The sequence below is a fragment of the Actinomyces urogenitalis genome (assembly GCF_002861525.1).
In the GTDB taxonomy this organism is placed as follows: domain Bacteria; phylum Actinomycetota; class Actinomycetes; order Actinomycetales; family Actinomycetaceae; genus Actinomyces; species Actinomyces urogenitalis.
In genome coordinates this window covers 362,828-384,913 of sequence record NZ_PKHA01000001.1, presented here as the reverse complement: position 1 = coordinate 384,913, position 22,086 = coordinate 362,828, and the positions used below count along the sequence as shown (strand labels likewise).

General features: G+C 68.9%; 20 protein-coding genes. 15 read left to right on the top strand and 5 right to left on the bottom strand.

Going from position 1 to position 22,086, the window contains the following annotated elements; translation table 11 throughout:
- Positions 1 to 26: 26 nt before the first annotated feature.
- A complete protein-coding gene (locus tag CYJ26_RS01635; protein ID WP_101637814.1) occupies positions 27 to 731 on the bottom strand; it encodes a hypothetical protein in 705 nt (234 codons plus the stop codon).
- A gap of 100 nt (positions 732 to 831) precedes the next feature.
- On the opposite strand from CYJ26_RS01635, the gene CYJ26_RS01630 reads away from it, so the two are divergent.
- The 7 genes from CYJ26_RS01630 (at position 832) to CYJ26_RS01600 (ending at position 8,591) form a co-directional block, all read left to right on the top strand.
- Complete coding sequence (locus tag CYJ26_RS01630; RefSeq protein ID WP_101637813.1) at positions 832 to 1,644, top strand: ABC transporter ATP-binding protein; 813 nt, start codon at positions 832 to 834, stop codon at positions 1,642 to 1,644.
- A gap of 48 nt (positions 1,645 to 1,692) precedes the next feature.
- Positions 1,693 to 2,145 carry an NfeD family protein gene (locus CYJ26_RS01625; protein WP_006549584.1) on the top strand — a complete coding sequence of 151 codons (453 nt, stop codon included), beginning with the start codon at positions 1,693 to 1,695 and terminating at the stop codon, positions 2,143 to 2,145.
- A 74-nt stretch (positions 2,146 to 2,219) separates the two neighbouring features.
- Positions 2,220 to 3,320, top strand: coding sequence for an SPFH domain-containing protein (locus CYJ26_RS01620; protein WP_006549585.1), 1,101 nt, complete (start codon positions 2,220 to 2,222; stop codon positions 3,318 to 3,320).
- Positions 3,321 to 3,397: 77 nt separating this feature from the next.
- Positions 3,398 to 5,146, top strand: a complete 1,749-nt coding sequence (locus CYJ26_RS01615; RefSeq protein ID WP_006549586.1) for an ABC transporter ATP-binding protein — start codon at positions 3,398 to 3,400, stop codon at positions 5,144 to 5,146.
- Positions 5,143 to 7,098 (top strand): ABC transporter transmembrane domain-containing protein, encoded by a 1,956-nt coding sequence (locus tag CYJ26_RS01610; protein ID WP_048683984.1) that lies wholly within the window; start codon positions 5,143 to 5,145, stop codon positions 7,096 to 7,098. Before CYJ26_RS01615 ends, CYJ26_RS01610 begins: the two co-directional genes overlap by 4 nt.
- A complete protein-coding gene (locus CYJ26_RS01605; RefSeq protein WP_006549588.1) occupies positions 7,095 to 7,958 on the top strand; it encodes a TrmH family RNA methyltransferase in 864 nt (287 codons plus the stop codon). Before CYJ26_RS01610 ends, CYJ26_RS01605 begins: the two co-directional genes overlap by 4 nt.
- 207 nt (positions 7,959 to 8,165) lie before the next feature.
- Positions 8,166 to 8,591: a hypothetical protein gene (locus CYJ26_RS01600; RefSeq protein ID WP_101637812.1), complete on the top strand. Its 426-nt coding sequence runs from the start codon at positions 8,166 to 8,168 to the stop codon at positions 8,589 to 8,591.
- Between the two features lie 66 nt (positions 8,592 to 8,657).
- Here CYJ26_RS01600 and CYJ26_RS01595 read toward each other — a convergent pair whose 3' ends face one another.
- Positions 8,658 to 8,897 (bottom strand): hypothetical protein, encoded by a 240-nt coding sequence (locus CYJ26_RS01595; RefSeq protein WP_101637811.1) that lies wholly within the window; start codon positions 8,895 to 8,897, stop codon positions 8,658 to 8,660.
- Positions 8,898 to 9,191: 294 nt separating this feature from the next.
- Complete coding sequence (locus tag CYJ26_RS01590) at positions 9,192 to 11,237, bottom strand: glucose PTS transporter subunit IIA (protein ID WP_101637810.1); 2,046 nt, start codon at positions 11,235 to 11,237, stop codon at positions 9,192 to 9,194.
- A gap of 224 nt (positions 11,238 to 11,461) precedes the next feature.
- Between CYJ26_RS01590 and CYJ26_RS01585 the strand changes: the two genes are divergently transcribed.
- The 4 genes from CYJ26_RS01585 to CYJ26_RS01570 all read left to right on the top strand — a co-directional run bounded on the left by CYJ26_RS01585 (position 11,462) and on the right by CYJ26_RS01570 (position 15,367).
- Positions 11,462 to 12,082: a hypothetical protein gene (locus CYJ26_RS01585; RefSeq protein WP_040319865.1), complete on the top strand. Its 621-nt coding sequence runs from the start codon at positions 11,462 to 11,464 to the stop codon at positions 12,080 to 12,082.
- Positions 12,083 to 12,123: 41 nt separating this feature from the next.
- Complete coding sequence (locus CYJ26_RS01580; RefSeq protein WP_006549594.1) at positions 12,124 to 13,782, top strand: ABC-F family ATP-binding cassette domain-containing protein; 1,659 nt, start codon at positions 12,124 to 12,126, stop codon at positions 13,780 to 13,782.
- Between the two features lie 164 nt (positions 13,783 to 13,946).
- A complete protein-coding gene (locus CYJ26_RS01575) occupies positions 13,947 to 14,339 on the top strand; it encodes a HesB/IscA family protein (protein ID WP_024034975.1) in 393 nt (130 codons plus the stop codon).
- A 44-nt stretch (positions 14,340 to 14,383) separates the two neighbouring features.
- A complete protein-coding gene (locus CYJ26_RS01570) occupies positions 14,384 to 15,367 on the top strand; it encodes an FKBP-type peptidyl-prolyl cis-trans isomerase (protein WP_006549596.1) in 984 nt (327 codons plus the stop codon).
- Positions 15,368 to 15,473: 106 nt separating this feature from the next.
- Here the strand turns inward: CYJ26_RS01570 and CYJ26_RS01565 are convergent, their stop codons facing one another.
- Positions 15,474 to 16,097, bottom strand: coding sequence for a superoxide dismutase (locus CYJ26_RS01565; protein WP_006549597.1), 624 nt, complete (start codon positions 16,095 to 16,097; stop codon positions 15,474 to 15,476).
- A 196-nt stretch (positions 16,098 to 16,293) separates the two neighbouring features.
- Here CYJ26_RS01565 and CYJ26_RS01560 point away from each other — a divergent pair, with 196 nt between their 5' ends.
- The gene (locus tag CYJ26_RS01560; RefSeq protein WP_006549598.1) at positions 16,294 to 16,737 is read left to right on the top strand and encodes a response regulator; all 444 of its coding nucleotides are present in this window, start codon (positions 16,294 to 16,296) and stop codon (positions 16,735 to 16,737) included.
- An 8-nt stretch (positions 16,738 to 16,745) separates the two neighbouring features.
- Here the strand turns inward: CYJ26_RS01560 and CYJ26_RS01555 are convergent, their stop codons facing one another.
- Positions 16,746 to 18,389 (bottom strand): DEDD exonuclease domain-containing protein, encoded by a 1,644-nt coding sequence (locus tag CYJ26_RS01555; protein WP_006549599.1) that lies wholly within the window; start codon positions 18,387 to 18,389, stop codon positions 16,746 to 16,748.
- Between the two features lie 69 nt (positions 18,390 to 18,458).
- Here CYJ26_RS01555 and CYJ26_RS01550 point away from each other — a divergent pair, with 69 nt between their 5' ends.
- From CYJ26_RS01550 to CYJ26_RS01540, 3 genes are all read left to right on the top strand, one after another.
- Complete coding sequence (locus CYJ26_RS01550) at positions 18,459 to 19,307, top strand: lysophospholipid acyltransferase family protein (protein ID WP_024034963.1); 849 nt, start codon at positions 18,459 to 18,461, stop codon at positions 19,305 to 19,307.
- Between the two features lie 109 nt (positions 19,308 to 19,416).
- Positions 19,417 to 20,646 carry a pyrophosphate--fructose-6-phosphate 1-phosphotransferase gene (locus CYJ26_RS01545; RefSeq protein WP_101637809.1) on the top strand — a complete coding sequence of 410 codons (1,230 nt, stop codon included), beginning with the start codon at positions 19,417 to 19,419 and terminating at the stop codon, positions 20,644 to 20,646.
- 78 nt (positions 20,647 to 20,724) lie between these two features.
- Entirely contained in the window at positions 20,725 to 22,080 is a 1,356-nt protein-coding gene (locus CYJ26_RS01540; protein ID WP_006549602.1) for a class II 3-deoxy-7-phosphoheptulonate synthase, read from the top strand.
- Positions 22,081 to 22,086 lie beyond the last annotated feature (6 nt).

Here is a 22,086-nt window from a genome sequence, read left to right as displayed (position 1 = left end):
GCTGGCAACCGAGCAGGGCTGCGCTCCTACACGGCCCAGCTCTCGGTCGCTGCGGCCACGCCCTGGCGCGCCACAGCCAGCAGAGGGCGCAGGACCTGTCGGCGCCGCTGGGCCTGCGCCGCCGTCGCCGCGGCGCCGTCGTCACTCAGAGCAAGCTCGCAGATCGCCGCTAGCCGCAGGGACCGCTCCAGCAGCTCACGACGGCGAGGCTCTAGCGACGGCGGGATGAGACGGGGGTCTAGGACCGCGGTGATGAGGTCGGTGAGCTCCTCAGCCAGATCGGGGCGTTCGCGAGCCAGGTCCAGCTCGGTCAGTGCCGTGATGGCCTCCTCGGTGGCCTGGTAGGTGGCGCGACGCGCGTGGGCGGCGTCAAAGGGTGGGACGGCGGCGGTGAGCTCCTCGGCGTGCCAGTGCACCGAGGCCCCGGAGGGCTGCGGGACCAGCAGCAGGCGCCGGGTTGCGGTCTCAACCAGTACGCCCTCGCCAGCCTCCAGCGCGGCTGCCAGGCCGGGCAGGGGATCTGCCGGGCTCGGCAGGACCGCGGCGCAGCGTCGCAGCGCGCCAGTGCGCGCGAGCCATGTCTCCAGGCTGACGAGCCCGAGACCGCCAGGTCCTGGGTCCGCGACCTCGTGCACGGCGTCGGGCCCCTGGACCAGGGCCAGCCCGATCGAGGAGGGGACAGGCGCCCACAGGGCGAGCAGGACGCTCACGGGAAGAACCAGAGGGGACATGGGCGGGAGCCTAACGAGGAGGACCAGCGCGGACGTGACCTGGGTCCCACGCCCTGTCAGGTGTGGGACCCAGGTCACGTCCGCACGATAGGGTGGGGCCATGACCAGCGTGCTGCACCTCGACGACGTCTGCCTCCACCGTGGCAGTCACCAGATCCTGTCCCATGTGACCTGGAGCGTCACCGAGGGGCAGCACTGGGTGCTGCTGGGCCCCAACGGTGCGGGAAAGACCACGATCTCCCGTATCGCCGCAGCCAGGCTCTTCCCTTCCTCAGGCACGGTGGACGTGCTCGGCGAGCGCATGGGGCGTGTGGACGTGACTGAGCTGCGCCCGCGCATCGGGCTGACCTCCTCGGCGTTGGCGCAGTCCGTGCTGGAGAGCGAGACCGTGGAGTCCGTGGTGCTGTCCGCCTCCTACGGCACGATCGGTGTGTGGCGCGAGGAGTATGACGACTTCGACCGTGAGCGCGCCCACGCGCTGCTGGGCGCGCTCGGCGTGCAGGAGCTGGCGGACCGCCGCTGGGGCAGCCTGTCCTCCGGTGAGCGCAAGCGCGTGGAGATCGCACGCGCACTCATGCCCGACCCCGAGCTGCTCATCCTGGACGAGCCGGCCTCGGGCCTGGACGTGGCAGGACGTGAGCTGCTTCTGGCGGCCCTGAGCGAGATCATCTCGGCTCCCGGCTCGCCCACCATGGTGCTGGTGACCCACCACCTGGAGGAGATCCCGGTCGGATTCACCCACGCCCTGGCCCTGCGCGAGGGAATGATCGCGGGGCAGGGTCCCCTGGAGGAGGTCCTGACCGACGAGGTCATGTCCACCACCTTCGGCCTGCCCCTGGAGGTCACGGTGGACCGGGGCCGCTACGCCGCACGCGGCAAGGACCTGCTGGGCGTCCGCTCAGGCAGGCACTAGACAGACCCTGAACCCTCAAGACACGCACGAGCGAGCAAGGAGGCCCTGATGGACTGGTTGTGGTGGGTTGGAGGCGCCCTCGTCCTGGGGGTGATTGAGACCCTGACCGTGGACCTGACCTTCCTCATGTTCGCCGGGGGAGCGCTCGGAGCGGCGGTGACGGCGGCGCTGGGCGGACCCTTCTGGCTGCAGGTGGTCGTCTTCGCCCTGGTGTCCACGTTGCTGCTCGTCCTGGTCCGTCCCTGGGCCAAGCGGCACCTGCGGGCGACCACGCCGGACATGCGTACCAACGCCGAGGCCCTGGTGGGCCGTGAGGCGGTTGCTCTCACCGTCGTCGACGCCCACGGAGGACGAGTACGGCTGGGAGGTGAGGAGTGGAGCGCGCGCCTGGCTGACCCGGACCCGGCGCGTTCTGGTCCCCAGGAGGCGCGGCTGGCTACCGGTGCCCAGGTACGCGTCGTCGCCATCGACGGGGCCGTCGCCGTCGTCCAGCCCGTATGAGAGCGATGCCCTGACCGGTTCGATCCTCAAGCCCTGACCACGTCCTGACCACCGCACTGCCTGAAAGGCTCCTCATGAGTTCATTCGCGGGACTGCAGATCGTCCCTCTTGTTGTCCTGGCCCTCGTGGCCCTGTTCGTCATCGTCGCTATCGCCAAGGCAGTGCGGATCGTGCCGCAGTCCTACGCGATCATCGTGGAGCGTCTGGGCAAGTTCCAGGCCGAGTACGGCGCTGGCATGCACTTCCTTGTCCCCTTCATCGACCGGGTGCGCTCGACGGTGGACCTGCGTGAGCAGGTCGTCTCCTTCCCGCCCCAGCCGGTGATCACCTCCGACAACCTCGTGGTGTCCATTGACTCGGTCATCTACTACCAGGTCACCGACCCCAAGCGCGCCACCTACGAGATCGCCAGCTATCTGCAGGCCATTGAGCAGTTGACGGTGACTACGTTGCGTAACGTCATCGGCGCCATGGACCTGGAACAGACGCTGACCAGCCGCGACCAGATCAACGGCCAGCTGCGCGGGGTGCTGGACCAGGCCACCGGACGCTGGGGCATCCGCGTGTCCAACGTCGAGCTGAAGTCGATCGATCCGCCGGCCTCCATCCAGGGTGCCATGGAGCAGCAGATGCGCGCCGAGCGTGACCGTCGTGCCGCGATCCTGACCGCCGAGGGTGTCAAGCAGTCCCAGATCCTCACCGCCGAGGGTGACAAGCAGTCCGCCATCCTGCGTGCTGAGGGCCAGGCCCAGTCCGCCATCCTGAAGGCTCAGGGTGAGTCCCGCGCGATCCTGCAGGTCTTTGACGCCATTCACCGCGGCAACGCTGACCCCAAGCTGCTGGCCTACCAGTACCTGCAGACCCTGCCCAAGATCGCCAACGGCAACTCCTCCAAGATGTGGATCGTGCCGACCGAGTTCACGGCTGCCCTGGACGGGATCGCCGGTGCCCTGGGCGGCAAGTCTGGCGGCTCGCCCGCGGCTCCCGAGAGTGCGGATGAGGTGGGAGTCGACCTGTCCGGTATGGACGACGCCCTGTCCATCGCCTCTGACCTGGCCGAGACGAACCTCCAGACCCCGGAGGAGGCCCTGGCCCAGGCACGTGGCGAGGTGGCCTCGGCCTCCCAGGAGGCCACGGAGGAGCGTCCGACAGGCGGCTCCCACGCCGCTCACTAAGGACTGACTGCCAGATCACGGTGGGCAGGGCCGGAGTGCTCAGGAAATCGTCAGGTGAGTGCTCTAGCCTGCCCGCTGTGCTCTTTCGAACTCTGCGTCACTATCTGAGGCCGTACTGGCCCTCGCTGCTCGCAGTCCTGGCTCTCAAGGTCGTGGAGACGATCGCCGCCCTGTCCCTTCCCACGCTCAACGCTGACATCATCAACGACGGCGTGGTGGCCGGGGACACGGACCGGATCTGGGTGCTGGGCGGGCAGATGCTCGCAATCACCGCGCTTCAGGGAGTCTCCGCGGTGATCGGTACCTACCTAGCGGCCAAGGCCTCCATGGGACTGGGCCGGGCGATGCGCGCTGACGTCTTCAACCACGTCCAGCGCTTCAACACCGAGGAGGTCTCGCGCTTCGGCGCTCCCTCGCTGGTGACCCGCTCCACCAATGACGTCCAGCAGATCCAGATGGTCGTCTTCATGATCGCCTCCATGATGCTCATGGCACCGATCATGCTCGTGGGCGGCACGATCATGGCCCTGCGCGTGGACGCCCCGCTGTCCGCCCTGCTGCTGGTCCTCATCCCTCTGCTGCTCGTGGTGGTCGGGCTGCTGATGAGTCGGCTGCTGCCACACTTTAAGTCGATGCAGTCGCGCATCGACCGCGTCAACCTCGTCATGCGCGAGCAGATCCAGGGCGTGCGCGTCATCCGCGCCTTCGTGCGCCAGCGCCAGCGCCGGGAGGTCTTTGACCGGGCCAACCAGGACCTGACGACGACGTCCCTGGCGATCGGCCGGCTCTTCGCCCTGCTCATGCCGAGCGTCATGCTCATCATGAACCTGGCCACGATCGCCGTCATGTGGTTCGGGGGACAGCGCATCTCCTCGGGCGGCATGGAGGTGGGCGACCTGACCGCCTTCCTCAATTACATCATGCAGATCCTCTTCTCCGTCCTCATCGCCGTCATGCTGGTCACCCTCCTGCCACGTGCCCAGGTGGCTGCTGACCGCATCGGTGAGGTCATGGCCGTCCACCCGGCGATCTCCTCCCCGGCCAGCCCTCAGACGCTGCCGGCCGCCGAGGGTCCGGGCCGAGGACGCCGCGTGCGTCTGGACAAGGTCACCTTCCGTTACCCCGGGGCGGCCTCGCGAGTCCTGGCCGAGATCGACCTAGAGATGGCTCCCGGCACGATGACGGCCGTCATCGGCTCCACAGGATCGGGCAAGACCACGCTGGTGGGCCTGCTGCCCCGGCTCCTGGACGCCACCGAGGGGCGGGTGAGCATCGACGGCGTCGACGTGCGTGACCTCGACCTCGCCGAGCTGCGCTCGGTTGTGGCCACGGTGCCGCAGAAGGCCTTCCTGTTCTCCGGCACGATCCGCTCTACCCTGCGCCACGGCAAGAGCGACGCCACGGACGATGAGCTGTGGGCGGCCCTGGAGGCCGCCCAGGCGGCCGACTTCGTCCGCCAGCTCGACGACGGCCTGGACCACGAGGTGGACCAGGGAGGCGTCAACTTCTCCGGTGGCCAGCGCCAGCGGCTGGCCATCGCCCGGGCCTTGGTGCGCCCGGCCGGCGTCTACATCTTCGACGACTCCTTCTCGGCCCTGGACTACGCCACGGACGCACGTCTGCGTGCGGGCCTGCCGGAGGCCACTGACGGGGCCACCCTGCTGGTGGTGGCTCAGCGCGTGGCCTCGATCCGCGGAGCGGACCAGATCGTGGTCCTTGACGAGGGGCACGTGGTCGGCATCGGACGCCATGAGGAGCTCATGGACACCTGCCCGACCTACGCCGAGATCGTCCTGTCCCAGATCAGCGCGGAGGAGGCAGCATGAGCGCCGGACCCGGACCCCGTACCCTCGCGCCGGGGATGAAGGCGCGCAACTTCTCCGCCACCTGGAAGCGGCTCATCCACGAGCTGCGTCCTGAGCGCTGGCGGATCGGCCTGGTCATCGCCCTGACAGCCGTCTCCGTGGTGCTCAACGTGCTGGCTCCCAAGGTGCTGGCACGCGCCACGAACCTCATCTTCGAAGGCGTCATCGGTACCTTGCTGGGACACCTGGGGCTTCCGGCCGGGATGAGTGGGGACCAGCTCGTGGCCGCCCTGCGCGCCGCCGGGCAGGACACCTACGTCTCCATGCTCTCGGCCTACGACGTGGTCGTGGGTCAGGGGCTGGACACGCGCGCCCTGCTCATCGTGCTGGCCCAGGTACTGGCCCTCTACCTCACCTCGGCGGTCTTCCTGTGGCTCCAGGGACGTATCCTGGCCGGCGTCGTCCAGCGCACGGCGAGCCGGATGCGTGGAGAGGTCGAGGCCAAGCTGGCCCGGGTGCCGCTGTCCTACATCGACCGTGGCAGCCGCGGCGACATGCTCTCCCGGGTCACCAACGACGTCGACAACGTCTCCCAGACCCTCCAGCAGACCCTGTCCCAGGCCTTCAACTCCATCATCACCGTCATCGGCGTCTTCGCGATGATGCTCACCGTCTCCTGGCAGCTGACGTTGGTGGCAGTGGTGACCATCCCGCTGGCGATGATCATCTCCGTCCTCATCGCGCGCCAGGCCAAGCCGCACTTCACCCAGCAGTGGAAGGCCACCGGTGAGGTCTCGGGCGTGGTGGAGGAGGCCTTCACCGGGCACGAGGCCGTGGCGCTGTTCAACTCGGAGGAGACCTTCGCGGACCTGTTCGAGCAGGCCAACAACCGCCTGTACGAGGGTTCCTACAAGGCCCAGTGGATCTCGGGGACCATCCAGCCGGCGATGCGTGTGGTCTCCAACCTCAACTTCGTCATCATCGCGGTGGTTGGTGGTATCCGCATCACGCAGGGAGCGATGACGCTGGGAGATGTGCAGGCCTTCATCCAGTACTCCCAGCAGTTCACCCAGCCCATCACGCAGCTGGCCTCCATGGCCAACCTCCTGCAGTCCGGCGCGGCCAGCGCCGAGCGGGTCTTCGAGGTGCTGGACGCACCCGAGGAGAGCGAGGACACCCAGGACCGCCTGCTGCCTGAGCGGGTGTGCGGTCGCGTGGTCTTTGACCACGTCCGCTTCTCCTACACCCCGGACACCGAGCTCATCACGGACCTCAACCTCACGGTCGAGCCTGGTCAGACGGTGGCGATCGTCGGCCCGACGGGCGCGGGCAAGACCACCCTGGTCAACCTGCTGCTGCGCTTCTACGATCCCCAGTCCGGCACCATCAGCCTGGACGGCGTGGACAACCGCGATGTGGCACGGGGCGAGCTGCGTGAGCAGATCGGCATGGTCCTCCAGGACACCTGGCTCTTCGAGGGCACGATCCGCGAGAACATCACCTTCGGGGCGGCCAGCGCGAGCCAGGAGCAGGTGCTCGCTGCGGCCAGGGCGGCCAGCGTCGACCACATCATCCGCGCCCTGCCCCAGGGCTACGACACAGTGATCGACGATTCCGGCTCTGGGGTCTCGGCCGGTGAGAAGCAGCTGATCACCATCGCCCGTGCCTTCCTGGCCGACCGGCAGATCCTCGTCCTGGATGAGGCCACCAGCTCGGTGGACACACGCACCGAGCTGCTGGTGCAAAAGGCCATGGTGGGGCTGCGGCAGGGACGGACGAGCTTCGTCATCGCTCACCGCCTGTCCACGATCCGCGATGCCGACGTCATCCTGGTCATGGAGCACGGTGACATCGTGGAGCAGGGCAGCCATGACGAGCTCATGGCGCGTCACGGTGCCTATTTCGAGCTCTACCAGAGCCAGTTCTCCGGCCCGGCGGACGAGGAGAGCGCGGCGTCAGGGGACCGGGCGTGATCATCGAGCTCGACGACGTCGACGACCCCCGCCTGGCCGATTACACGAGCCTGACTGACGTCGCCCTGCGGCGCCGTCTGGAGACCGAGCGCGGCCTGTACATGGCCGAGTCCTCCAAGGTGATCGTGCGTGCCGTGGAGGCTGGGCACGCCCCGCGCTCCTTCCTCATGGCGCCGCGCTGGTACGACGAGCTGCGTCCCGTCATCGCCGCCGCTACCGGCTGCCAGGGGCGTGACGACGGCGGGGGCGTCCCGGTCTTCATCGCACCTGAGCCCTTGCTGGAGTCGATCACGGGCTTCCACCTTCACCGTGGCGCCCTGGCGGCGATGAACCGGCCTGCTCTTCCCAGCGTCGGCGAGCTCCTCGCCTCGGCGCGCGGGGGAGCGGGGGCTAGGCGCGTGGCGGTGCTGGAGGACCTGGTGGATCACACCAACGTCGGCGCCGCCTTCCGCAGCGCCGCCGCCCTGGGGATCGACGCCGTGCTGGTGACCCCGCACTGCGCCGACCCTCTGTACCGGCGCAGCGTGCGGGTCTCGATGGGAACGGTCTTCCAGGTCCCGTGGACGCGGATCGACCACTGGCCGGCCCTGGACGAGCTGCACGCCGGAGGATTCACCGTGGCGGCCCTGGCACTGAGTGAGGACTCGGTGAGCCTGGGGGAGTTCTCCGCCTCCCCGGCTTGTAGCGGGGCGGACTCGCGCGTGGCCGTGGTACTGGGGACCGAGGGGGACGGACTCGCGCCGCGCACGATCGCGGCGGCCGACGCCGTCGTGCGCATCCCGATGGCCGGAGCCGTGGACTCCCTCAACGTGGCTGCGGCAGCCGCCGTCGCCTTCTGGGAGCTACGGGTCAGGAGCTGAGATGAGCGGCGGAGCGACCCCGCGGACCTATACGGTCGCGGTCTCCTACGGCCTGCTCGCCGGGGCGGTGACGGCGCTGACCTTCGCCCTCATGCGGGGCCTGCAGCACCTGGTGTGGTTTCATGAGGCCTCCGGCTGGTACATCGCCGTCGTCGTCATGACCGGTGGCGTGCTCCTGGCCCTGCTGCGGCCGGCAGCGCCGCAGCCTTGTCCGGTTTCTACGGCTCGCCGCCCGCCGGAGCCTTCTACCGTGCTGCTGAGGACCCTCAGGAGATGCAGGAGGACCAGGCGCCGGGTTCCAGCCGCCTGCCGCTGCTGTGTGCCTCGGTGGCCGGATTCATCGCATTCGTCCTGACCTGGCGGCTGCTCGGTCTGCAGACGCACGCGCTGGAGCTGCCGGGCGGGCAGAGCGAGGTGATGGACAATGTGCTGGCCGTGGTACCGGCGGTGGCGAAGGTGGCGCCTATAGCGCTGAGCCTGGCTGCCGGATGGCGTGGGGGGAGACTTCTTCCCCCTCATGCTGGCTGGTGGTGCGGCCGGAGCCGCCACCCTGGCGCTCCTGCCTGCCTGGTGGCCACGCTCGCCCTCAAAACGCTGCCGCAGCATCCGGCGCTCACGGCCCAGGGGCACTGAGACGACGCGAGTGACGCCGGTAGGCCGCAGGCCGGGCATCGACGGGGTGCCGGCCGGGCACTGCCTCTAGGCAGAGGCGAGGAGCATCTCGATGAGGTAGCTGCCGGTCACCAGGATCCAGGAGGCCCCCACGCCAAGGACCAGGGCGAGCGCGGCCTTGCCCCAGGCCCGCGTCCACAGCGCCATGGCGAGGGCGACCAGCCCCAGGAGCGGGGAGAGCACGAACAGGGGCGACCAGCCGCCGTCGGGCAGGTGGAGCTGGAGGAGGTTGGGTAGCCACACCAGCCAGGCGGCCGCAAGCGCCACCTAGTACACGCTGCGAGTCCAGGTCGGAGCCGCGGAGCGTGGTGGGAGGGAGCTCAGCGGGCTTGAGGATGCCAGGCGGGATGATGACGCAGGGCTGTGGGTTGACATGGTGACCTCCTTGGAGCGCGTCCCCCTGGCAGCCGGGCGGAGCCTGGGTGCTGACGCACGACGCTGTGACAGCCAGCACGTCCATGGTGACAGGTCCACTGACTCGTAACAAGAGCACGCGGCCCGCCGGAACTGATCCGGCGGGCCGCGGGGGGGGGGAGGCGGGCTGGTGGGCTCGCTGGTGGGTTACTCCTCGCTCTGGGCGGTGATGCGCAGCAGCGGCTGGCCGGCGGCCACCTCACCAGAGGCGATGAGCTCGACGTCGGCGAAAGCGGCGGTGTTGGTCACCAGCACCGGGGTGGTCAGCGGGTAGCCGGCCTCCTCAATGACGGCACGGTCCACCCGGACCAGCTCCTGGCCAGCCTCCACGCGGTCCCCCTGGCTGACCCGCACATCGAAGCCCTGGCCCTCCAGGTTGACGGTGTCGATGCCCACGTGGACCAGGATCTCGACGCCGTTGTCCAGGGCGATGCCGTAGGCGTGGCCGGAGGAGGGCGCCACAACCACGGTGCCTGCGGCCGGAGCCGTGACGACGACGTCGCCCGCCGGCTCGATGCCGGCCCCCTTGCCCAGCGCCCCGGAGGCGAAGACCGGGTCAGCGACGTCCTCGACGGCCATGACCGTGCCGGACAGGGGCGCCACCAGCTCGGTGACGGCGCCAGGGGTGAGGGCGGTCGTGGCCGGCTCCTGGGCGGCCGCAGCCTGGGCAGCCTCCAGGGCGGCGTCGGCCTCGTTCTGGGCGGCGATGGCGTCAACCTCGGCGCGGTCCTCGCTCGTGCGGTAGTCCGAGATGATGACGAGCACCATGGCAGTGAAGAAGGCGGCCAGGACGCTGACGGCGTAGACCGGGATGTTGGAGAAGGCCGGGATGGTCAGCAGCGAGGTGAACACGAAGGCGTTCGTGGTCACGCCGCCGAAGACGCCCTGGATGACGCCTCCGACCACGCAGCCCACCAGCAGGCGGGGGTAGATGCGCTTGTAGCGCAGGTGGATGCCGTACAGGCTCGGCTCGGAGATGCCGCCGACCAGTCCGGCGAACAGGGCGCCGGTGGCGGTCACGCGCATGTCCTTCTCCTTGTGCCGCACGGCCAGGACCAGCACGCCGGCGGTGGCTCCGAAGCAGGCGAAGTTCCAGGCGCCCATGGGGCCCTGGATGAAGTCGAAGCCGTTCTGCTGGATGTTGAGCAGCATGACGGCGTTGATCGGCCAGTGCAGGCCCAGCGGCACCATGAAGGGGTAGGCCAGCGGGATGAGAAGGCAGAAGATGAAGGGGCTGACGTTGTTGATCGCCAGCAGGACCTTGGACAGGCCCGCGCCCACGTACACGCCGATCGGGCCCAGGATGAAGCTCGTGAGCGGAATCATGATGAGCATGGCGATGAAGGGCACGAAGATGAGCTGGACGTCGGCGGGGACGACCTTCTTCAGCCACTTCGTCAACGGGCCGAGCACCGCTGCCATGAGCAGGGGCGGGAAGACCTGGGAGTTGTAGTCGAAGATCGTCAGCGGCAGGTGACCGAAGAGGGTGACCTGCGTGATCTCAGAGCCCAGGAAGGTGATCTGGTGGGCCGCATCAGTCAGGCCCAGCGCGGCAAAGCCCGGCAGCATGGTGAAGCCCATGACCGCGAAACCGACCCACGGGTCCGCCCCCAGCTTCTTGGAGGCGTTGTAGGCGACCATGAGGGGCAGGAAGTAGAACACTGCCCGCCAGGTCAGGTTGAGGTAGGCCCAGGTGGGCTCCAGGGTGACACGTGAGTCCGCCCAGTTGCCGATGACGCCCAGGGTGCCCATGAGCGCCATGAAGGTGATGAAGATCGAGGCGCCCAGCAGCGCGCCGATGAGCGGGCGGAAGGAGTCAGAGAGGAACTCGAAGAAGGAGTCCACCCAGGCAAAGCGGCCGCGGATGCCGCTGGCGCGGGCGGCGGCCTTGATCTCGTCGTTGCTCTTGGCGGCCGAGCCCGTCGTGGCGCCAGCGTCCTTCATCGCGGGCAGGGCCATGATCGACTCGTACATCGACTGGACGGTGCCGCCGATGATGATCTGGTACCGGTTGCCTGACTGTGGGACGGCGCCCATGACGCCTGGGATCTTCTCCACGGTCGGGGTATCGACGATCGAGGCGTCGTTGAGCTCAAAGCGCAGCCGGGTGGCGCAGTGGGTGAGGTGGGCGATATTGCCCGGGCCGCCGACGGCGTCGAGGATCGCCTCGGGGCTCGAGGTTGTGGTTGCCATGACAGTGTCTCCAGCGGGTGGGGCAGGATCGAAAATGCGCTGGACGGGCGCCCGCGCACCAACGAGGGTAGCGGACGAGGATATGAGAGGCTCGGGCTCCACAGGTGCTCCCCGCAACAGGGTGGCGAGCGACCGTCCACAGGCGCCCTGCAGCGAGCCGGCCCGATGGGGCACGGTAGTGGCGACGGCGGCACGAGGTCGCCGCGCACGCTCAAGGAGGAGCCATGTCAGTACACACCGCAGCACCCGCCAGCTCTCGGCAGTCCGCGCCAGGGGGCCGTGCGACTGAGGAGGAGGGGCTCTACGGCCCACGGGGATGGAGCGTGCGCGCCGGGGTCTGGGAGGTCCTTGCCGGTGCGCGCGATGAGCTGCGCTCCACCATGATCCCCGGGCGCTTTGGCATTGCTCCGCAGGGGCATATCGACAAGGAAGGGCCTGTTGACGACTACACCCCTTTCCATGACATGGGGCCCTCGGCTGCCAGGCGCCTGCTGGAGATCTTGCCGGCCCGCCAGCTGGAGGACCGGCAGAACCTGGGGCCCAGCCTGGGCTGCCTCCTACGCGCCTGTGCCTCGGCCTCGGGCCGGGTGCGGCTGTCGGGCTACGGCATCGGCCCTCAGCGCAGTGACGAGCGCGTGACGGTCGAGGCGCTGTGGGTGGCAGATCCGGACCTGCTGGATCTGGAGATCGACGACGATCACGAGGAGGGCTGCTGCTGCCAGCAGGTGTGGCAGATGGTGGAGGAACGATACGGCCTGGACGCCCGGGCCTGCCCGGACGAGATCTCCGTGATCCGGCGCCAGTGGAGCTGGGGGGAGCCGGGGACCTGGCTGTGGTGGGACTGACCGGGTGGGGAGCACCTGGTTCCACCCCGTAGCATGGCGGGGTGATCAACGTCCAGGACCTCACCATGCGTATCGGCGCCCGTCAGCTCGTCGCGGGAGCCAGCTACCGCGTGGACAAGGGGATGCGCGTCGGGCTGGTGGGACGCAACGGCGCCGGCAAGACGACGATGACCAAGCTGCTCGCCGCCCAGTCGGTGGCGCAGGGCACCTCGCGCACCGTCGCCGACGCCGACGAGCGCCACGGCCTGGAGGCGGTGGAGTACGAGGGCACCATCAGCTGCAACGGCTCGGTGGGCTATCTGCCCCAGGACACCAAGGTCGGTGACCTGACGGAGATCGCACGGGACCGGATCCTGTCTGCCCGCGGGATCGACGCCCTGCTGGCGCGTATCCGTAAGGCGGAGGAGAAGATCTCCACCACCTCTGGCGACGCCCAGGCCAAGGCCCTGGACCGCTACACCCGGCTCGACCACGAGTTCACCATGGCCGGCGGGTACGCGGCTGCCTCGGAGGCGGCACGCATCTCAGCGGCGCTGGGCCTGCCGGACAGGGTCCTGGATCAGGAGATCGGGACCCTGTCCGGTGGCCAGCGACGACGCGTCGAGCTGGCCCGGGTGCTCTTCCAGCAGCCTGACACCCTCCTGCTGGACGAGCCGACCAACCACCTGGACCACGACTCGATCCTGTGGCTGCGTGACCACCTGCGGACCTATGCCGGTGGCTTCATCGTCATCTCGCACGACGTCGAGCTGCTGCGCGACACCGTCAACCAGGTGATGTACCTGGACGCCAACCGTGGGGTGCTGGACGTCTACCACCTGGGGTGGGACGCCTACCTGCGCCAGCGTGCCGAGGACGAGGCTCGCCGTCGTAAGGAGCGGGCCAACGCTGAGAAGAAGGCCGCCGCCCTGCGCGCTCAGGGAGAGAAGATGCGTGCCAAGGCCACCAAGGCCGTGGCTGCCCAGCAGATGCTGCGGCGCGCTGACCGTCTCATGGAGGGACTGGAGGAGGAGCGCACGGCGGAGAAGGTGGCTCACCTGCGCTTCCCTGACCCTGCGCCTTGCGGCAAGACGCCCCTGCGTGCCACAGGGCTGTCCAAGGCCTACGGCTCGCTGGAGGTCTTTGCCGGGGTGGACCTGGCGATCGACCGAGGCAGCCGCGTGGTGGTCCTCGGGCTCAACGGCGCCGGGAAGACGACCCTGCTGCGGCTGCTGGGGGGAGTGGAGCAGCCGGACTCCGGTGAGGTCATCGCCGGGCACGGGCTCAAGATCGGTTACTACGCCCAGGAGCACGAGACCATTGACACCTCGCGCACGGTGGTGGAGAACCTGCGCTCGGCCGCGCCGCAGATGGATGACACGCAGGTGCGCAGCGTGCTGGGTTCCTTCCTCTTCTCGGGGGCGGACGCGGACAAGCCGGCTGCCGTGCTCTCCGGCGGGGAGAAGACCCGCCTGGCCCTGGCGATCCTCGTGGTCTCCTCGGCCAACGTGCTCCTGCTGGACGAACCGACCAACAACCTCGACCCGGCCAGCCGCGAGGAGATCCTGCGGGCGCTGGGGACCTTCACAGGCGCCGTCGTCCTGGTCACGCACGACGAGGGCGCGGTCGAGGCGCTCAACCCTGACCGGGTGCTCCTGCTGCCGGACGGGGACGAGGACCTGTGGAGCGAGGACTACCTCGAGCTCGTCACCCTGGCCTGAGCCCCGACTGCCCGGCTCCTGGCGCGGGCGACGGTGAGTGCCGTCACGTGGGGTCAGGCTGTGGCAGGACGTAGGGTGGGCGGGAACAAGTCACTGTGCTGCCGTGTTGGCACAGGCGGTCCGTGGCGCCCGCTGCGGAAGCGACCCTGAACGAGGAGAAGACCATGGCCGAGACAACCCCCACCGACGCCCCCCAGACCGAGGTGCCTGAGCACGAGGTCATCCTCACCCAGGTGGCTGCCGCCAAGGTGGCGAGCCTGCTGGCCCAGGAGGGCCGCGACGACCTTCGCCTGCGTGTAGCCGTCCAGCCCGGTGGCTGCTCCGGCCTGGTCTACCAGCTCTACTTTGACGAGCGTGTGCTGGATGGCGACGCCGTCCGTGCCTTCCCGACCGGCTCGCAGGAGATGAGCGAGGTTGAGGTCGTCGTCGATCGCATGAGCGTGCCCTACCTGTCCGGCGCGACGATCGACTTCGCGGACTCCATCGAGAAGCAGGGCTTCACGATCGACAACCCGAACGCCGTCGGCACCTGCGCCTGCGGCGAGTCCTTCCACTGAGCCCAGCTGCCCGGACCTCATCTCACCAACGTCTAGGAGACTACGTGCGTCCTGCGCCACTGACTCTGTCCGCTCTCGCCCTCACCGCCTGCCTGACGCTGGCCGGGTGCTCGGGCTCCGGCTCCTCCTCGGCCCAGGCCAGCGCCTCGGCAACCGCCGCAGCCACGGCTTCTGGCGTCCAGGAGTGCTCCAGCCTGACCATTGACAAGGACTCTGACGCCCTGCCGACCGTCAACGGCGAGGCCGGTAACCAGCCGACCCTGACCTGGAGCGGCAAGGACGCACCGGCCAACCTCACGGTCAAGACGCTGAGCCAGGGCAACGGCGAGGAGGTGAAGGAGGCTGACTACGTCACGGTGAGCTATGCCGGCTGGCAGTGGGGATCGGACACGGTCTTCGACTCCTCCTACCAGCGTGGGTCGGTGACAACCTTCGGTCTTGACCAGGTCATCACCGGATGGCGCTGCGGGCTGGTGGGGCTGCACGTGGGTGACCGCGTCGTCATGTCGATCCCCGCGGACCAGGCCTATGGTGACTCCTCCTCCAACGGTGTGTCCGGGCCGTTGGTCTTCGTCGTCGAGATCGCAGGGACGGGCTCCTCCGACGAGCTGGCCGCCGGCACGGCCGACGCGACGATGGAAGGCGAGCAGGCCCTGGCTGACCGCGGTATCACGGTCAGCGGGGACCTGGGCGGGGCCGCCACGATCAGTGTCAACGACGGCGCTGCGGAGCCGACTGAGGTGGAGACGATCGTCGTAGCCCGTGGCAGCGGACCTCAGATCACGGCTGAGTCCTCGCTGCTGATGCACATGGCCTTTACCTCCTGGGACAACTCCTCGACCCAGTCAACCTGGGACGTGGGACAGCCTCAGACGGTCTCGATGGCGAACGCGCCGGGCCTGACAGGCCTGGTCGGCGTGCCGGTGGGCTCGCGCGTGGCCATCCTCATCCCGGCCTCGGCCGGTGAGAACGGCGCGGCCTCGGCACCTGCCCAGGCCTACGTCGTCGACGTCGAGCAGGAGCTCTGACGCCCAGAGGCGCGCGGCGCCGACGACGTCACGTACGACAAGACGGGGCTGGTCACCACAGGTGGTGACCAGCCCCGTCCCTGTCACGGTGGGCCAGATACTGGGCTCAGCGCACGATGAGGCCGGAGGCCTGGGAGGTCGCGGTGGCCAGACGCTCGGCGACGTCCTGCCAGTTGGCGATGTTCCAGATGGCCTTGACGTAGTCCGCCTTGACGTTGAGGTAGTCGAGGTAGAAGGCGTGCTCCCACATGTCCACCTGGAACAGCGGGATGGTGCCCACGGGCACGTTGCCCTGCTGGTCGAAGAGCTGGAAGGTCACCAGCTTGCCGGACACCGAGTCATAGGCGAGCACGGACCAGCCCGAGCCCTGGATGCCCAGTGCGTTGGCGGTGAACTGCGCCTTGAACTTCTCGAAGGAGCCGAAGGAGTCCTTGATAGCCTCGGCCAGCTCGCCCTCGGGCTCGCCTCCACCGTTGGGGGAGAGGTTCTTCCAGAAGATCGAGTGGTTGATGTGGCCACCGAGGTTGAAGGCCAGGTTTTTCTCCAGCAGGTTGATCGCGGCGTGGTCGCCGGCCTCACGAGCAGCCTGAAGCTTCTCCAGCGCGGCGTTGGCGCCGGCGACGTAGGTGGCGTGGTGCTTGTCGTGGTGGAGCTCCATGATCTTGCCGGAGATGTGGGGCTCCAGGGCGGCGTAGTCGTAGGGGAGCTCGGGGAGCGTGTACACGGCCATGACTGACCTGCCTTTCGTTGAGCGACGACCTCAGTTCGATAGAACGATCTGAGGTGTTGAACGCTATTGATCATAGTCTGTGATGGCCGCAGGTGCTAGGGGCCGATCGTGATTACACTGACCGCGCAACCCACGGCGCCCGACGCGCCGTCGGCACCCGCCCGCACGGCATCAGCCAGCACCATCCGGAGGAACTATGACCGACCAGGACGCCACCACCCGCCTTGAGCTCCTCGTCTTCTCCGACGACGCCAGCGTGCGTCAGGAGGTCATCACCGGCGTCGGTCGTCGCCCCGCCAAGGGCCTTCCCCTGGTGAGCTGGACCGAGGTGGCCACGGCCGAGGGCGTGCGCCTGGCGATCAAGGACCGCCAGGCCCAGGGCCTGAAGCCCTTCGACCTGCTCGTGCTGGACGCGGAGGCCAAGAAGCTGGGAGGTATGGGGCTGGCCCACGAGCTGCTCACGGAGCTGGACGTGCGTCCGCCGGTCCTGCTCCTGACGGCCCGTCCCCAGGACGCCTGGCTGTCTGCCTGGGCCCGTGCCCAGGCCATCGTCGCTCGTCCGCTGGACCCCATGAGCCTGCAGGAGGGCGTGACCAAGGCGCTCCAGGCTCGCTCGGGCGCCGTCGTCGCCGCGGGCTGAGCGGCGGGTCAGTCGCGCGAGGCCAGCACCTTGCGGTAGCGCGCTGCGCTGCCCACTGGCCAGGTGAGCACCTCGGTGGGCCCCTCGACCTCGACCAGCCGGGCGCCGTCGTCGAGCACCCAGTCAGCCAGTACCAGGGTCTCCTCCACGCTTGTGTCCTGCCCCACGCGTTCGGGACGGCTGACCACCTGAGCGGTGGCGCGCAGCGAGGCGACCATGGGGCGCGGGTCAGCGCCCGGTGGCGTGACGGCGGACCCCGCCAGCCGTCCCCAGCGCACGCAGACCAGCTCCCAGCTACCGCCGCTGCGCCGTCGGGCGGCGATGAGGTGCGGGCAGCTCAGAAGAGGCCGCACCTGGTCCGCCCGTCGGGCCGCGGCCAGCAGGCTGCGCAGGCGCGTCGTCCACAGACCTGCCTCCTCGTAGCGCTCGGCCGCCGAGAGCCGGGCGACCTGCTCCAGCGCCGGCACCGCGACAAGATCAATCTGCTCCGCCAGCGCCTGAAGGATCTCCTGGCTGCGCGCGGCCTGGTCGTGCCAGGCGCGTAGCCCGAGTGCACACTCCACCGCGCGCTGGGCCTGCGAGAGCGAGTGCCGGGAGGAGAAGGGGCCGACGGCGCTGCCCACCTCGCTCGTGGGCAGCACGGTGGTCCCGGCCAGGTGAGGGTGGGAACCTCTGACCAGGTGGAGCCAGGGCTGGCGGCGCGGGGAGCGTGACCGGCGGTTGACTGGCGGGTCAAGCTCGGCGATGAGCCGCAGCTCGCGCACACGCGCCTCAACCTCGGTAGGTGTGGGGATGGCGCGCACCTGCACGGTGGTATCCAGCATCTGGGTCACCCGCGTGCGCTTCTCGGCGGCGGTGAAGTAGGAGCGCACCCGCCGGCGCAGGTCGACGGCGCTGCCCACGTAAAGCACCTGCCCGGCGGCGGACAGGAACTGGTAGACCCCCGGGCTGGTCGGCAGGTCCTGGGCGAGCCGGCTCTTGGCCCGGCGCCTGGCAGGCACCGGGTCTGTGGCTGTGGCCAGGTCCTCCAGATGCGTCACTCCCAGGGGGCCGAGTACCTCCAGGGCGGCGTGGAGGACGTCGACGGTGGCCCTGGCATCGTCCAGCGCTCGGTGCGTGGGCCTGGTGGGGGAACCGACGAAGGAGGCCAGGGTGGCCAGCCGGTGGTTGGGGACCTCGCTGCGCGTCCAGGCCCGCCGCGCCAGGGCGAGGGTGTCCAGGACGCGGGGCTCGTGCCAGTCGAGCTCGAGCGCACGCGCCGCCCCACGCAGGTGTCCGACGTCGAAGCGGGCGTTGTGTGCCACCAGGACGGTCTCCTCCTCCCACAGCCGTGCCCACTGGAGGAACCGCTCCAGCGCCTCGGGCACGGGCGGGGCGCCGGCCACCATGGCGTTGGTGATGCCGGTGAGCACGGTGATCTGTGCCGGGATGGCTCGCCCGGGGTTGACGAGTGTGGACAGCTCGTCCTCCACCTGCCCGCCACGCACGCGCACGGCGCCGATCTCAGTGATGGTGTGGGAGCCCGGACCGGCTCCGGTAGTCTCCAGGTCGACCACGACGAAGGTCGTCTCCTGCAGGGGCGTGCCCATGGACTCGAAGGAAGCCTGGGTGGCGCCGGCGAACGCGGAGGACGGAATCTCGGAGGCGACCACGCTCTGAGGCTAGACTCGACCAAGCGGCCGGTCCAGGACCGCGCTGTCTTACCCAGTACAGGAGGTCCCGTGGGATACCGAGGCATCAAGGCGGCAGTCGGCCCGGCCATGGAGATTCTGTACCAGCCGTGGATCCGTGGTGAGGAGAACATCCCTGCCCAGGGTCCTGCGATCCTGGCCTCCAACCACCTGGCGGTGATCGACTCCTTCTTCCTGCCCCTGCTCATCGACCGTGAGGTCGCCTTCATCGGCAAGTCCGACTACTTCACCGGCAAAGGTGTCAAGGGCTGGGCCGTGAAGAGCTTCATGACGGCCGTGGGCACCATCCCGGTGGACCGCTCGGGCGGGCGCGCCTCCCAGGCGGCGCTCCAGGCGGGAATTGACCGACTGCGCGCTGGCGAGCTCTTCGGCATCTACCCCGAGGGCACCCGCAGCCCTGACGGCAGGCTTTACCGCGGCAAGACCGGGGTGGCGCGTGTGGCTCTGGCCACGGGGGCGCCGGTGGTCCCGGTGGCGATGATCGGCTCCAACCTCGCCCAGCCCATCGGGCAGGCCGTGCCCTCGACCCGGCACCGGGTGGGCATCGTCATCGGTGAGCCGATGGACTTCACCCGCTACACCGGCCTGGAGAACGACCGCTTCGTGCTGCGTTCGATCACCGACGAGATCATGTACTGCCTCATGGCGCTGTCTGGCCAGGAGTACGTGGACCTGTACGCCGCCGACGTGAAGAAGGCCATGGACGCCGAGCACGCCAGCGCCGAGGAGGTTGTTGCGCAGATGCTGGCCGAGCAGGCCGCGCGGCGTCCGGCGGCCGCCCCGGTGGCGGCTCCCGGTGGTCGTCCGGCTCCTGAGCTCGTGGTTCCCGAGCCTCCCCAGGAGCCGACGGCGCAGCCGGGCCCTTCGTCCGAGGAGTAAGTGACGCGGGGGCCGCGTAGAATGGCCCTGGTGCGGCCTGGTCCGCGCCCTGCCGTCCCGTGGCACGTGCCCGGGACGGGTCACCGTTACCTCCTCCGAAAGGTTCTCGATGTCGATCCGTCGCGTCGCCCTGCTCACTGCGGGCGGTTTCGCCCCCTGCCTGTCCGCCGCTGTCGGCGACCTTATCGAGCGCTACACCGAGGTCGCTCCTGAGGTCGAGATCATCGCCTACCAGTACGGCTACCACGGTCTGCTCACTGGCAACTACATCGTCATCGACGAGGAGGGCCGCAAGAACGCCGGCATCCTGCGTGAGTTCGGCGGCTCGCCGATCGGCAACTCGCGTGTCAAGCTCACCAACGCCAAGAACCTGGTGGAGCGCGGCCTGGTGGTCGAGGGTGTCAACCCCCTGGAGTTCGCTGCCGAGCAGCTGCGCAAGGACGGCGTGGACGTCCTGCACACCATCGGTGGAGACGACACCAACACCACGGCCGCTGACCTGGCGGCCTACCTCCACGAGCACGACTACGAGCTCACCGTCGTCGGCCTGCCCAAGACCATCGACAACGACATCATCCCGATCCGTCAGTCGCTGGGCGCCTGGTCCGCGGCCGAGGAGGGTGCTGGCTTCGCCTTCAACGTCATCGGTGAGCACCGTTCCAACCCCCGCATGCTCATCATCCACGAGTGCATGGGCCGTAACTGCGGCTACCTCACGGCTGAGACCGCCAAGCGCTACCACGAGCTGCTGGACACCAAGAAGTGGGCTCCCTCGCTGGGCCTGACCCGTGAGCGCTGGGACGTCCACGCCGTCTTCCTGCCCGAGATGAAGCTGGACTTCGCTGCTGAGGCCGAGCGTCTCAAGGCCATCATGGACGAGCAGGGCAACGTCAACATCTTCCTGTCCGAGGGCGCCGGCGTGCCCGAGATCATCGCGGAGATGGAGGCCCGCGGCGAGGAGGTCCAGCGCGACCCCTTCGGCCACGTCAAGCTCGACACCATCAACCCCGGCCAGTGGTTCGCCAAGCGCTTCGCCAGCCTCATCGGTGCCGAGAAGGTCATGGTGCAGAAGTCTGGCTACTACTCGCGTGCCACCAATGCCAACGCCGAGGACCTGGACCTCATCAAGTCCATGTGCGACCTGGCTGTGGAGTGCGCCCTGCGGGGCGAGTCCGGCGTCATCGGCCAGGACGAGGAGAACGTTGACCGGCTCAGCGCGATCGCCTTCCCACGGATCGCCGGAGCCAAGCCCTTCGACATCACCCAGAGCTGGTTCACCGAGCTCATGGCTGAGCTGGGCCAGAAGGTCGATCCTGCCGAGACCGCTCCCGAGCACTGAGACTGACCGCTCTGGCGCGTCCAGGCCCCTGCGTCCCGCTAGATGGCGGGAGGCGGGGGCCTGGCCTGTGGGGCACGTATGATGCCGCTCGTGATGAATGAGCTCGACGTACCCCGGACCGCTGCCAGCTGGCGAGAGCACCCCGCCGCCCAGCAGCCGCCCTATCCGGACGCCGAGGCGCTGGCTGCCGCTGCTGCTGACCTGCGTAGCCGGCCGCCGCTCGTCTTCGCCGGTGAGGTGGACTCACTGCGCGAGAAGATGGCCGCTGCCAGCCGCGGTCACGCCTTCGTGCTCATGGGCGGTGACTGCGCCGAGTCCTTCCATGACAACACCGCTAACAACATCCGTCTCAAGCTGCAGACCATCCTCCAGATGGCGGCGGTGCTGACCTACGGTGCCTCGACCCCCGTTATCAAGATCGGCCGGATGGCGGGCCAGTACGCCAAGCCGCGCAGCGCGGACACGGAGACTCGCGACGGGGTGACCCTGCCCTCCTACCGCGGCGACTGCGTCAACGACCACGCCTTCACGTCCGCCGCCCGCGTCCCGGACCCCCAGCGCATGGTCGAGGCCTACCTGCGTGCCGGCACCACCCTGAACCTCATCCGTGCCTTCACGATGGGTGGCTACGCCGACCTGCGCGAGGTCCACTCCTGGAACCGAGGCTTCACGGACAACCCGGCCTACAAGCGCTTTGAGTCCTTCGCCGAGGAGATCGACCGCGCCATGCGCTTCATGGAGGCTGCGGGCGTGGACTTTGACGCCCTGCGCCAGGTCGACTTCTACGCCGCGCACGAGGCGCTGCTGCTGGAGTACGAGGACGCCATGATCCGCGAGGACTCGCGCTCGGGCCGCCTGTACGACACCTCGGCGCACCTGCTGTGGGTCGGTGAGCGGACCCGCGGGCCGCGTGACGCCCACGTGGCGCTCCTGGAGGGCGTGCACAACCCCGTCGGTGTCAAGGTCGGCCCGACCACCACGCCGCAGGACCTCATTGACCTCATCGACCACCTCAACCCGCAGGGTGATCCTGGGCGCCTGACCTTCATCACGCGGATGGGCGCGGCTCGCATCCGCGAGGTCCTACCGGCGCTGGTCGAGGCGGTGCGCGAGGACGGGCGGCCGGTGACCTGGGTGACCGACCCGATGCACGGCAACACGATCACCTCGGACAACGGGTACAAGACCCGTCGTTTCGACACGATCATGGACGAGCTGCGAGGCTTCTTCGAGGTCCACCGTGAGCTGGGGACGGTACCGGGTGGTATCCACGTCGAGCTCACCGGTGACGACGTCACCGAGGTCCTGGGCGGCGGGGAGCACATTGACGAGTGTCGCCTGGCTGAGCGCTACGAGACCCTCGTCGACCCGCGCCTGAACCACCAGCAGTCTCTGGAGATGGCCTTCGAGGTCGCGGAGATGCTGCGGCAGTAGGCCGGG